This window comes from Providencia sp. PROV210 (assembly GCF_028479445.1).
In the GTDB taxonomy this organism is placed as follows: Bacteria; Pseudomonadota; Gammaproteobacteria; order Enterobacterales; family Enterobacteriaceae; genus Providencia; species Providencia rustigianii.
Genome location: NZ_JAMPNQ010000004.1, coordinates 14,407 through 25,704, shown reverse-complemented (window position 1 = coordinate 25,704; position 11,298 = coordinate 14,407). Strand labels below are relative to the sequence as shown.

The window sequence follows — 11,298 nt, the reverse complement described above, 5'->3', positions numbered from 1 at the left end:
TAGGCGCTATCGATAAAATTGTACGGTAGCGCCTATTCTATTTACCCATGATTAGAATTGGTAAACTAATCCTAGACCCAACACGTTATCGGTATTGATATTATATTCGCGAGTAAATTCGTTTTTATTCAGTAGATTAATTTTGTAATCGATGACTGCTGACATATTGTTGTTAAACTCATATGCCGCACCAACAGCAAGGTATTTCACTAAATATTTATTGCCGAATTCGCCCAGATTTTTGCCTTTAGATTGGTTATAACCAATTGAAGGGGTCAAACCAAAATCCAGTTCATATAATGCTACAACTTCTAGGTTTTCTGACTTGTTCGCGACAGATTCTTCATCATCGCCACCAAAACGAGTGGTGTTCAATGCTTGACCATACATTGCTGCTAAATATAGTGATTCCCACTCAAACTTTCCGCCAACGTTCCAAGCCTCAGCTCGTTTACCGGTTGCGCCTGTAGATTGATTCTTTTGAGCTGGGGTGCGATTTGAGTTAGTGTAGCCACCGCCTAAAGTGACGCCGTAACCTAATTCATAGGCTGTAGAGAAACCGTAGCCATCGCCGTTATTAGTCAACGCATCATCACTAGAGGAGAGGTTTTGATCGCCATTTTTGCCTTGGTATTGCAAAGCAAAACTTAAGCCATCAACGTAACCAAATGCATTATTATTACGGTAAGTCAGTAAGTTGCGGTTACGACCCGTCATAAAGTTATCTTCTTGGTCCATGGTGTCTGCACCCCATAACGGTAGTACGTCAGTCCATGCGTTAGTATCGTAAATCACACCATAGTTACGACCATAATCCAGAGAGCCGTAATCACCGAATTTTAACCCTGCATACGCAAAACGATTTTGGTTTTCGTTATCACTTTCAGATTTATTTGTTGGTGTTTCCCACTCAAAACGACCATAACCAATTAATTGATCGGTAATTTGCGTGTCACCACGAAAGCCTAGGCGAACACGTGAGTCATCGCCATCTTCACCACTTTTTGAGTCAGCAATATAGTGGCGCACATCAATTTGGCCATAAACATCAAATTTATTACCATTTTGGTTATATACTTCTACCGCATTAGCTGTCCCTGCGACCATAAGTGTTGTAACAAGCACTGTTAATTTATTGTATTTCATATAAAAACCCTTTAAATCACGAGTAAGTCAGTTGATTTTGTGTATGCATAGGAAATAAAGCGCAGATATTATCAATGAAAGTGACTAACTTTAGCAATTTATAATTGAATGAGAACTATTCAATAAGTTGATTGCGCTGAATTAACACCGATTACTCGCAATATATATCTAGAAGACCATGTTTTGCGAATAGGAGAAGAATGGGTCGAGGGGATCATTGTGTTAAAGGAATCGTAGTGTGAAAATTAGAACGTTAAATGGCCGTAATAAATAGGTGAAAAATAATTACTGCCATTTAATTGAGTTAATGCATTATCAGGAATGCTGTGTACTTAAGCTATTACGTAGCCATATCATAATAATAATCACGCTAGCACCCACGACTAATCCAAATATATTTACTGAATGCCATCCCATCAAATAGAATGCGAATCCTGCAATTAAGCTTCCAATAGCACCAAAACTGAAAATTAGAAAATCTGTCGCACCTTGAATTTTTGCTTTTTCATTTTCTTGATAAGTCTGAGGCAATAAATGGGTTGTAGTAATTAAAATAAAGTTCCAAGCCAATCCAACTAATGTCATCGTGATGAGAAAATGTGCGTAGCTAGTTCCTGTTAACCCAACAATATTGGCAATAACTAAGCAAATTGCGCCCATCCAAACGAAGGTTTTTACGCCAAAATGGCTGATAAGTTGCCCTGTAAAAAATGAAGGGGCAAACATGCCTAATATGTGGCATTGGAACACAAATGCAATGGCAGCAAAATCAAATCCTTGAGCTTTCATCGCTAATGAGAATGTCCCGACCATATAGACAACTAAGGCATAGCCGATCGCACTCACGACAGCAATCAACCGTAATAGTGGCTGAGAATAAAGCTGTCGATACGTGCGATTTATTGAAGGTGTTATGCTGGTTGTTTTGATTGGGTTGGGTTTTAATGGTAAGAATAACAACAGAATAAATGCAAGAATATAAATAATGGATAAAGCACCAAATGTACCAATAAATGGATAATTAGAGACGATTGTTCGTGTTGAGATCGCCAGTGATGGGCCAATTAAGACTGCAACAATTCCTCCGCTCATTACCAGACCAATAGCTTTAGCTCTTAAGGCGGATGGGGCTTCTTCTAATGCTGCAAATCGGTATTGCTTCGCGATTCCGATTGCGGTACCTGTGAAAAATGTTCCAATAGAAAAAATAAATAAATTTTGCGTATAAATTCCTGCTATGGCTAGCAGGGCTCCGGCGAATCCGCCGATATCACCGAGAATAAACCCGGCGCGCCGACCAAACCGCATCATAAAATGAGCGATAGGTACTGATGCTGCAATTAATCCAACATATTGAGTTAATAGGGGAAGCGTGGCATAGGCTGGGTCATCCGTGAGTTGGGAGCCAACTAAAACAGCAACAGACAGTACAAGAGAATTTCCTGTCGTAAATAAAGCTAAAGCCGCAGCTAGCCAAAGAACGGAACGTGGCATAAAAATTCCTTATTGTTCATTGAGATAAATAATTCATCTAATGGAATTGGATTCAATATGCCGGATGATACAACTTCAAGTTAACTTTAAGTCAAGAGGGATTTTTGAGTAGTTTTGTCATGTTTTTTTTTAAACTAATCGACAAAATTTTCTGAAATTTAGGGCACTGTAAATGGTTTTCAGCTGAACATTGCTCTACATGGAGTAACCCTTCTTTTAGCTTTTGTAATTCTTGAATTTTCTGTTCGATTTCATCTATTTTAACTCGAAGGACAGGGCGTTCGATGCCTTTTTCTGGAAAATTATTTAACATTTCGACTATATCATCTAATGAAAATTGTGCTTGTTTTGCCAAAATAATTAATGAGAGTTGAGTGAGGACTTCTTGGGCATAAATTCGAGTGAGCCCTTTTCGACCAATCGGAGCAATTAATCCCTTACTCTCATAAAAACGGATCGTTGCTGTCGTCAGTCCCGTAAGCTCAGAGACTCGAGTAATGGATAGAGTTTTCATAAAGTTTTACCAGTATAAAAAATGAGTTCAGGGTCATTCTTATCAAGATTATGAATTATCCCACTCGGGATAAAACCTGACCTCAAGAGCAATTTTTGCATCAACAGATTGGATTGATTGGTAGAGGTAAACAACTTAGAATGATGGCAGTTTACCTTGAGGGCATCCAATAATGCTAAGCCAATACCTTGGTGACGAAACTGTTCATCAACCATGATCATCTTGATAAAACCACAACCAAAGAAATGATAATGTAATACGCCATATCCTAACACCTCACCCTTTTTTTCAGCAATATAGCAACTCCCATTTTTAACCCAACTTTCAATTTGTTGTTCACGAGTATTATCAAATTTGGCATAGCTATCAATATGGATTAATGGTGCAATATCATTTGTAGCTGCAAGACGAATCAACATAAATTTCTTTTTATTCTCCATTAGTTACATTTTAAAAATGACTGAATACAGTAATAACATTTTATTGGGTAAGTATCTTGAAATAAATGTTTGATTGATGACTTATTTAAAGTTTCAATGCTTAACTAATCTGTCAGTAAACTTTGTTGAGAAAGGGCGTGGAAAAGGTCATTTATTACAGCAACCAAGATAACAAAATATTGAGGAAATTAAGTGTCAGATATCCAACAACGAGTCATTATTACAGGCGGTCCAGGGGCTGGCAAAAGTGCAATCATTGAGGGATTGATTGCCCAAAAATATGACTGTTTACCTGAGTCTGGTAGGGCAATTATTCAGGATCAGGTACGTATTGGAGGCAGTGCATTGCCATGGCTAGATAAACAAGCGTTTGCTGAAATGATGCTATGCTGGGAAATTCGCTCATGGCATTTAGCGAACAATAATAATGGGTTAAGCTTTTTTGATCGTGGATTGCCTGATATTGCAGGCTATTTACAATTATGTGAAATAGCAGTACCCAAGCATTTAGACCGAGCAATTCGCATATTTGAATATCAAAAAACAGTATTTATAGCACCGCCATGGAAAGAAATCTATGTTCAGGATGTGGAAAGAAAACAGACCTTTGAAGATTCAGTGATGACTTACCATGCGATGGTTTCTATATATGAGCAATACAATTATAAATTGATTGAGATACCTTGTTTGTCTGTTGATGAGCGAGTTAATTTTATTCTTTCGAACATGAGCCAATAGAATGAAGAAAAAGATTCTCGTTAGTGCTTGCCTAATGGGACATAACGTTCGCTACAACGGAACAGCAAAAGCGCATTTACAAACAGTTTTATTACGTTGGCAGGAAGAGCAGCGTTTAGTGATATTTTGTCCTGAGTTGGCCGCTGGGTTACCAACTCCACGCTTACCTGTAGAAATTATTTCAGCGACTGGTTATGAGGTGATGCAAGGTAACGCTAAGATGCTTGAAAGTACGGGAACTGATGTGACTTCACATTATCAGTTGGCAGCATGGCTTGCTTTGCAACGGGCTGAAGAGGAAGGTTGTGTTGCTGCACTTTTAACCGATGGGAGTCCCACTTGTGGCGTTAATCATATTTATGATGGAACATTTAATGGCAAGACAGTTCTAGGTATGGGGGTCGCAACAACATTATTATCCCAATCAGGGATTTCTATGTTTTCTCACTCACAGATTGATGAGTTAGTCGAATGGGTTAAATAGTCATCGCCAACAATATCTCTATCTTGAAATCACGCACCGTTAGCTTTCGTTTTTATTGTGGTGATTTCCCCATGGTGAAGTAGGGGATAAATCAGTTTCATCAATTGAACTCTCTTCTAACATATCAAGATAGAGAGCTTCAACTTCAGCTCGTGCCCATGGTGTTCTGCGAAGAAACTTTAAGCTCGATTTGATACTTGGATCTTTGGTGAAGCAATTGATTTTGATGATACGACCTAATTTTGGCCAGCCATATCGATTGACCAATGCAGTCACTTGCATTTCAAGTGTGATTCCATGCAATGGGTCTTTGGAAGTATGCTCGCTCATTATTATTATCCTGTGTCATTATCTTATGTTTTTAAAGCCTGCGAAGATTACAAGAAATGAAGGTTAGTGGCAATCAATACTCACAGCCTCTAGATTTTGCGAGAGCATTTCATCTATACAAGAATAACGGCTAAATAGTAGGGAATGACGTTAAACCGCATAACTAACAAAGGCAGATATAACCATGAATGTCATTTAACATAATATGCATTATGCGAACTAAAGTATAAAATGAAGAAATCCAGCGTTCTGGCTGGTTAATCGTGTTGGTTTGTTTATCGCTTTTCTGGGTATTTTTTATACTTTTATCTAAGGTGCTTTTAGTACCTTGCTTTTTAACTTTCAAGCCATCCATGGCTATGCTATTACAAATTATAAAAACTTTTCCTTTATGAAATTTTCAAACTCATAAGCAAGAATGGCATGGACCTCTTCTGATGGGTGAACTCTATCATTAAATATATGCTTATGATCAGAGACCATTTCATCTATTTTATTTAATTCGACATAACTTCCGCTGTAATAGCTCTTATCGATTACATATCCGGGTAATTCTTTGGCTTTTTCAATAACTGATTCAAAGATTTTGTTGGTATCGAAAAAGTGAATTTTAATATCTTTATTTTTAGAACTCATCTCATTAACTAAGCTACGAACTTTTTCATTATGCTCCATACTTAAGGAGGTTAACCTCGCTCGTTGTTCGTTAGTTTTGCTTTTAGCTGATGGCGTATGTGAGATATCAGGTATTCCAGCAATAATAATATTTTTAGTGCCTTTTTTTATTAATTTAGTCATATTGGATTTTTGTGCTTTTATCACCCTATCCACATCATCTTTCTTGTATGTCATATAATCATTTGCACCTGCCATCATTATCGCTAAATCGTTTTTCGTTGTTTTTACCTTTTTTAACTGTTTTTTAATACTTGACAAAAAATGGCAGGCAAATCCCTCTTTAAGCTTATAGTTCCCTGCGACAGCACCACCATAAGATAAATTCACACATTTATTAAAGAGTAAATTGGGTTTGCTTAAGTGGTCAACCCAAGTGAATCCATTGGTGAATCGGCCTTTATAATATTGAATTGCTGAGGGGAAAATCCTTTTGAATCTTTTAAAAATATTTCCTGAATCTGAAAGGCTATCACCTAGAACAATCAGTTTATCAAAGTTATTTAATTTCTCATTTGTATTTTTTATTGAAGTTATATTATCTATTTTTATATTACTCACTCTATTTTTTTCTATGCATTTTTTTAATAACAGATATCTATTATCATTGCAGTGGCTGCTATTTATGCTATCTATATATAACTTCATATCATTTACCTTATTTTAAATATTGCAGAAGATCCTATATATATATCCTCCCTACTTCTTTAAAAAAATGATGATATTCTAACCAGTTAAAGGGACTTGGAAGACTCCTGAAGAAAGAGTTAGAATGAATCAATAAATAAACAATGATAACAACATGAGGTCCCTATGATTATTTTAGTAACCGGTGCAACATCAGGCTTTGGTGAGGCAATTGCACGTAAATTTATTCAGCATAATTTCACGGTAATTGGTACAGGGCGCAGAACAGAAAGATTAAATGCTTTGCATCAAGAATTAGGTGATAAATTTTATCCGTTAACCCTTGATATTCAAGATAGAAAAGCTATTCAGCACGCAATTTCTAGCCTACCTTCTCACCTTAAAAATATTGATATATTAGTCAATAATGCGGGATTGGCTTTAGGGTTAGAACCTGCTTTTGATGCCAACCCGGATGACTGGGAAGTGATGATCAACACGAATACAAAAGGGTTGGTGAACATGACTTACGAAGTATTACAGGATATGGTCGAGAAAAACCACGGGCATATTATTAATATCGGATCAACTGCAGCCTCTTGGCCATATAAAGGCGGTAATGTCTATGGCGCGACTAAGGCATTTGTAAAACAGTTTTCTTTAGGATTACGTGCAGACTTATACGGTAAAAAAATTCGAGTTACCGATATCGAACCGGGCTTAGTTGGGGGTACCGAGTTTTCCAATGTGCGCTTTAAAGGGGATGATGATAAAGTTACCAATACGTATAAAGGTGCTGAGGCGTTAACACCAGACGATATTGCTGAAACCGTTTTTTGGGTTGCAACACTCCCAGCACACATGAATGTGAATACATTAGAGTTGATGCCTGTATGTCAAACATTCGCAGGATTAACCGTTCATAAACAATGATAATTTTTCGTACTATTCTATAAAGACGAACCCCTTGATTTTTAGCTATACTCCGTTAATACACTTAGCTTGATCACAGAAGGAACTTACATGAGCACGTCAATGCAGTTTATTAAAAAGAGCCTTACCGCGATTTGCTTTTGCCTTCCACTAATGGGAATGAGTGCCGCACAAGCCGCGAATACCTCTTGTACAGCTGGCAGCACCTGTGTCTCTGTCGGTAGCGGTAATGATCCTCTTAATAAGGAACAGGCTCGCCAAGAAAAAGAACAGTGGGATGAAACTAAAATGCTACGTTCTAAAGTGAATAGTCGTACAGAGAAAGAATTCGATAAAATCGATGCCGCATTTGATGCAAAAGATAAATGTGAGAAAAGTTTAAATCTGAATGCCTATTGGGAGCCCAATACTCAACGTTGTCTTGATGTAAATAGTGGTCGTCCAATCGCAAATCCGTAATTTGTTGTCATGGTTTTGATGTGGCATAAACGTATTAAAGTAGGATAAATGATGAAAACCAAAATTGTAATACCCTTATTTTTAGCGCTTTTAGCCCCTGCTTTCGCTCACGCTTCATGTGAAAGCGTCATCGAGGAAATTAGGCAGAAAATCATAAATAATGGCGTACCCAAAGATGGTTTTAGTTTAGTTGCGGTTCCCAATGATGAAGTTGACCCTGCTAAAGGGCAAGTTGTTGGACACTGCCAGAATGATACTTATAAAATCATTTATACTCGTCATCAGTAAATCTTCTCGTATTAATTTTTTCCACAAAAAAAAAAGGGCACTCATTCAAGTGCCCTTTTATTTTGATTACGTAGATAAGTTATAGAGCAGGAACACCAACGAATTCTTGCAGTTTTTCCCCATCTAAATAATGCCCTAGCTCTTTTTCTTCAGGACGTAATAAATATGGGATTTCACCAAGCAATGGTGCTTTGATGTGCTGCTGCATACGTTTGATGATTTGAGCGTAATGAGCTAAGCCAGGGTTAATTCTGTTTGCGACCCAGCCAATTAACGGCAACCCGTCATTTCTTATTGCTTCAGCGGTTAATAGTGCATGGTTAACACAGCCATGCTGAATTCCTACCACTAAAATAACACCGACAGATTGCCCTTTCAGCCAATCTGCATAGAAAGTATTATCATCAAGCAGATAACGCCATCCCCCATTACCTTCAATAACCACCGTATCACATTGCTCATGAAGACGGTCTAATCCTGATTTTATTTTATTGAAATCAATTTTATTTTCATGGCTATAGTTATCATCAAGCCTAACTGGGTTCACATCATCATAAGAAACCAGATCTTTCGATACGCTATGAATGAATAAAGCATCTTTATTGCGCTTCCCTTCGGGCGTATCGATGCATTGATCTGCAATAGGTTTATATCCTACAGCCTTAATTCCTTGATTATTTAGTGCTTGTAATATTGCTAGTGTCGATACCGTCTTCCCGACATCTGTATCTGTCCCGGTAATAAATAGATTCATCATGTTTTTTCTATCCTGAAGTGACAGACTGTGTGGCAGCAAAATGCTGTAAAAATGACATGAATTCAGTTTATGGGAATGGGAAAATAAGAAGTTTGCGTTAGCTCAATTTTGTGTAAGATAATAAGAACTTTATCGAATTGTACTAACCTTGTAATAATTTTAGTAACAACGAACCATCATATAATGAGTGATGAATAACCGCAGTTTCACTTTCTTTAATAGAAAATGTTGACTTTTCAATAAGTAATTTTGAACGATACAAAGGATTTACATATAAATTGATATAATGATGCAATTGGGTATGCCAATATTTTTCTGAACTATTTAATGGGGAATTGATAAGAATAAGTTGAGTGCCGAGTATATTTATCATCATTGCTAACGGGTGTGCTAATTGCTGAGCAACAGAATCCAGTATTTTTAAGCATAATGAATCTGCGATATTTGCTCCCTGACAAATAGCTTCAATATTTATTTCTTTTTGGTTTAATATCGACGCCGGATAATCTGCAAGCAATATTCTCGCTTGTTTTAATATGGATGAAACGGATACCAATGTTTCTAAACACCCTTTCCCACCACAATAACAATCAAGTCCCTGTAAGATCTCTACAGGAATATGACCAAATAAAATAGGATGTCGTGTACTGGAATCTAAAGATTTTTCCTGATTGAGTACGGCAACATTCACTACATCATGTAGCTGCAAATAAATAATGTTTTTGTTTCTTCGCTGGGTTGAATAACTTAAATTATCCATAAGCGCTAATGCGTTTACTGAGGGATTCAAGTAAACGGGTAATCCAGTTTGTTCTGTCAAATAATTGCTAATCGGCAACGCATCTAAATCATAATTTGGTAATCTATAAATGACACCTGAAGATGAATCTAGAATACCATCGAGTAGAATGCTAATTGCGGTAACTCGCTCCAAGCAATTCTTATTCTGTTCAAAAAACAGACTCATTAGCGCAGATAATTGCAGGCAAAATTGTTGATTTCCTTTCACATCAAAAGAATAACTATTTTCTGCAAGAGTCTTCGAGCTAATTTCTTTGAGTGAAAGTGTCAGTTGATTGTTTTCAATTCGGATTGCAAGAAATTGCCAGCCTTCACTTTCGGTCACCAGACCGATGGCCGGACGTCCTCTCAAACCCAAGACTGGAAACTCACGCTCTTGAATGAGGTGTGCATCCATTAATTCACGGGTGATTTTAGTAATACTTGCGGGCGCGAGTTGAGATTGCTTAGACAACGCAATACGAGAAATTGGACCATGCTGAGCAATAACTCGGTACACAATTCCTGTATTCAGTTGTTTAATTTGATCAATGTGGCCCGTTTGATTTGTCATTTTTAGCTCAGAATTCGTTATAACGCTACCCGTGATTATGCCCTATGCGCTGAAATTCATGACTTCATTTACATACGAAATGTGATATATATCTCGTTAATCTATTGATTCGATTGACCGACAATATTGTGTAATAACAATTCGGTTAGTTTCTTCGCTGCAGCTGGCTGGGTGCGTCTTGTATTGTAAACTAACCAAACTTCTGATGTGGCCTGACTGTTCGCTAACTTGAGGTACCTCACACCATCAATTTTCATTCGAGTGAAAGACTCAGTGATAATTGATATCCCCATCCCAGCAGAAACTAATCCTAAAATAGTCATTGCCTCACCAGCTTCTTGAGAAATCGTGGGTACAACGCCCTCAGAAGCCAGCAAATGATTTATTTCATCATATAATGCCGTGCCCACCTCTCGCTCAAAGAAGACCAGAGGATAAGCTGCGAGTTGCTGAATACTAACGCCAGTATCTTCATAAGCTAACAATGGGTGACCTTCATAAACTGCCACCATAAAAGGCTCTTTAAACAGTAACTGATAATCAAGTTGCTCCGGCAATATTGTATTACGCATGATGCCAATATCAATTCGCCCAGTTACTAGTGGCGGAATTTGCTGTTTAGTGTTCATCTGGTGCATGTGAATTGATACGTCGGGATAAGCTTCACGGTATTGACGTAAGCTCATCGTGACCTTGTGCATAAAGGGTGTCGTCGATGTAAAACCAATAGAGAGTTCACCAAGTTCGCCCTTTTCCATACGGGCGGCTTTGGTCGCTGCGGCATCGACTTGCCCCAAGATTTGATAGGCTTCTTTTAAGAACATAGCCCCAGCCGGGGTTAGTGCAACATTTCGATTATTTCGTTCCAGTAACTTCGCATTGATTTTCTCTTCAAGCAACTGAATTTGTTGACTTAATGGAGGCTGAGATATGTGCAAGCGTTCAGCTGCTCGTCCAAAATGTAGTTCTTCTGCGACCGCAATAAAATAACGTAAATGGCGTAGTTCAATATTCATGGTGATTGATACTTTAAAAATATTATTATGTATAATTAATATA

14 protein-coding genes are annotated in these 11,298 nt (G+C 37.6%); 5 read left to right on the top strand and 9 right to left on the bottom strand.

Annotated elements, in window-relative coordinates:
- Nucleotides 1-51: 51 nt before the first annotated feature.
- From PR761_RS03230 to PR761_RS03215, 4 genes are all read right to left on the bottom strand, one after another.
- A complete protein-coding gene (locus tag PR761_RS03230; RefSeq protein WP_006812966.1) occupies nt 52-1,146 on the bottom strand; it encodes a porin in 1,095 nt (364 codons plus the stop codon).
- Between the two features lie 315 nt (nt 1,147-1,461).
- A complete protein-coding gene (locus PR761_RS03225; protein WP_112836792.1) occupies nt 1,462-2,640 on the bottom strand; it encodes an MFS transporter in 1,179 nt (392 codons plus the stop codon).
- A 91-nt stretch (nt 2,641-2,731) separates the two neighbouring features.
- Entirely contained in the window at nt 2,732-3,154 is a 423-nt protein-coding gene (locus tag PR761_RS03220) for a MerR family transcriptional regulator (RefSeq protein WP_006812964.1), read from the bottom strand.
- The gene (locus tag PR761_RS03215) at nt 3,151-3,594 is read right to left on the bottom strand and encodes a GNAT family N-acetyltransferase (protein WP_230083598.1); all 444 of its coding nucleotides are present in this window, start codon (nt 3,592-3,594) and stop codon (nt 3,151-3,153) included. Before PR761_RS03215 ends, PR761_RS03220 begins: the two co-directional genes overlap by 4 nt.
- 192 nt (nt 3,595-3,786) lie before the next feature.
- On the opposite strand from PR761_RS03215, the gene PR761_RS03210 reads away from it, so the two are divergent.
- Both PR761_RS03210 and PR761_RS03205 read left to right on the top strand, forming a co-directional pair.
- The gene (locus PR761_RS03210; protein ID WP_006812962.1) at nt 3,787-4,332 is read left to right on the top strand and encodes an AAA family ATPase; all 546 of its coding nucleotides are present in this window, start codon (nt 3,787-3,789) and stop codon (nt 4,330-4,332) included.
- A 1-nt stretch (nt 4,333) separates the two neighbouring features.
- On the top strand, nt 4,334-4,816 hold the full coding sequence (locus PR761_RS03205) for a DUF523 domain-containing protein (RefSeq protein WP_154611126.1): 483 nt from the start codon (nt 4,334-4,336) through the stop codon (nt 4,814-4,816).
- 39 nt (nt 4,817-4,855) lie between these two features.
- Here the strand turns inward: PR761_RS03205 and PR761_RS03200 are convergent, their stop codons facing one another.
- Nucleotides 4,856-5,146 carry a VF530 family DNA-binding protein gene (locus tag PR761_RS03200; RefSeq protein ID WP_006812960.1) on the bottom strand — a complete coding sequence of 97 codons (291 nt, stop codon included), beginning with the start codon at nt 5,144-5,146 and terminating at the stop codon, nt 4,856-4,858.
- A gap of 372 nt (nt 5,147-5,518) precedes the next feature.
- The gene (locus tag PR761_RS03195; RefSeq protein ID WP_006812958.1) at nt 5,519-6,469 is read right to left on the bottom strand and encodes an SGNH/GDSL hydrolase family protein; all 951 of its coding nucleotides are present in this window, start codon (nt 6,467-6,469) and stop codon (nt 5,519-5,521) included.
- 165 nt (nt 6,470-6,634) lie between these two features.
- On the opposite strand from PR761_RS03195, the gene ydfG reads away from it, so the two are divergent.
- The 3 genes from ydfG (at nt 6,635) to PR761_RS03180 (ending at nt 8,128) form a co-directional block, all read left to right on the top strand.
- Complete coding sequence (ydfG, locus tag PR761_RS03190) at nt 6,635-7,381, top strand: bifunctional NADP-dependent 3-hydroxy acid dehydrogenase/3-hydroxypropionate dehydrogenase YdfG (protein ID WP_006812957.1); 747 nt, start codon at nt 6,635-6,637, stop codon at nt 7,379-7,381.
- 90 nt (nt 7,382-7,471) lie between these two features.
- Entirely contained in the window at nt 7,472-7,840 is a 369-nt protein-coding gene (locus PR761_RS03185) for a DUF1283 family protein (protein ID WP_039854041.1), read from the top strand.
- A 51-nt stretch (nt 7,841-7,891) separates the two neighbouring features.
- Nucleotides 7,892-8,128, top strand: a complete 237-nt coding sequence (locus PR761_RS03180; RefSeq protein WP_039854040.1) for a DUF1161 domain-containing protein — start codon at nt 7,892-7,894, stop codon at nt 8,126-8,128.
- Between the two features lie 79 nt (nt 8,129-8,207).
- Here the strand turns inward: PR761_RS03180 and bioD are convergent, their stop codons facing one another.
- From bioD to PR761_RS03165, 3 genes are all read right to left on the bottom strand, one after another.
- Nucleotides 8,208-8,885 (bottom strand): dethiobiotin synthase, encoded by a 678-nt coding sequence (gene bioD, locus PR761_RS03175; RefSeq protein ID WP_006812954.1) that lies wholly within the window; start codon nt 8,883-8,885, stop codon nt 8,208-8,210.
- Nucleotides 8,886-9,027: 142 nt separating this feature from the next.
- Nucleotides 9,028-10,239, bottom strand: coding sequence for an ROK family protein (locus tag PR761_RS03170; protein WP_112836810.1), 1,212 nt, complete (start codon nt 10,237-10,239; stop codon nt 9,028-9,030).
- Nucleotides 10,240-10,340: 101 nt separating this feature from the next.
- Nucleotides 10,341-11,255, bottom strand: coding sequence for a LysR family transcriptional regulator (locus tag PR761_RS03165; RefSeq protein WP_006812952.1), 915 nt, complete (start codon nt 11,253-11,255; stop codon nt 10,341-10,343).
- Nucleotides 11,256-11,298: the final 43 nt, after the last annotated feature.

What these genes read in the sequence shown, in the direction of transcription:
- PR761_RS03225 (WP_112836792.1), bottom strand. Translation starts at nt 2,640, where the DNA reads ATGCCACGTTCCGTTCTTTGGCTAGCTGCGGCTTTAGCTTTATTTACG.
- PR761_RS03220 (WP_006812964.1), bottom strand. Translation starts at nt 3,154, where the DNA reads ATGAAAACTCTATCCATTACTCGAGTCTCTGAGCTTACGGGACTGACG.
- PR761_RS03195 (WP_006812958.1), bottom strand. Translation starts at nt 6,469, where the DNA reads ATGAAGTTATATATAGATAGCATAAATAGCAGCCACTGCAATGATAAT.
- PR761_RS03185 (WP_039854041.1), top strand. Translation starts at nt 7,472, where the DNA reads ATGAGCACGTCAATGCAGTTTATTAAAAAGAGCCTTACCGCGATTTGC.
- PR761_RS03200 (WP_006812960.1), bottom strand. Translation starts at nt 5,146, where the DNA reads ATGAGCGAGCATACTTCCAAAGACCCATTGCATGGAATCACACTTGAA.
- PR761_RS03230 (WP_006812966.1), bottom strand. Translation starts at nt 1,146, where the DNA reads ATGAAATACAATAAATTAACAGTGCTTGTTACAACACTTATGGTCGCA.
- PR761_RS03165 (WP_006812952.1), bottom strand. Translation starts at nt 11,255, where the DNA reads ATGAATATTGAACTACGCCATTTACGTTATTTTATTGCGGTCGCAGAA.
- ydfG (WP_006812957.1), top strand. Translation starts at nt 6,635, where the DNA reads ATGATTATTTTAGTAACCGGTGCAACATCAGGCTTTGGTGAGGCAATT.
- PR761_RS03170 (WP_112836810.1), bottom strand. Translation starts at nt 10,239, where the DNA reads ATGACAAATCAAACGGGCCACATTGATCAAATTAAACAACTGAATACA.
- PR761_RS03215 (WP_230083598.1), bottom strand. Translation starts at nt 3,594, where the DNA reads ATGGAGAATAAAAAGAAATTTATGTTGATTCGTCTTGCAGCTACAAAT.
- PR761_RS03205 (WP_154611126.1), top strand. Translation starts at nt 4,334, where the DNA reads ATGAAGAAAAAGATTCTCGTTAGTGCTTGCCTAATGGGACATAACGTT.
- PR761_RS03180 (WP_039854040.1), top strand. Translation starts at nt 7,892, where the DNA reads ATGAAAACCAAAATTGTAATACCCTTATTTTTAGCGCTTTTAGCCCCT.
- bioD (WP_006812954.1), bottom strand. Translation starts at nt 8,885, where the DNA reads ATGATGAATCTATTTATTACCGGGACAGATACAGATGTCGGGAAGACG.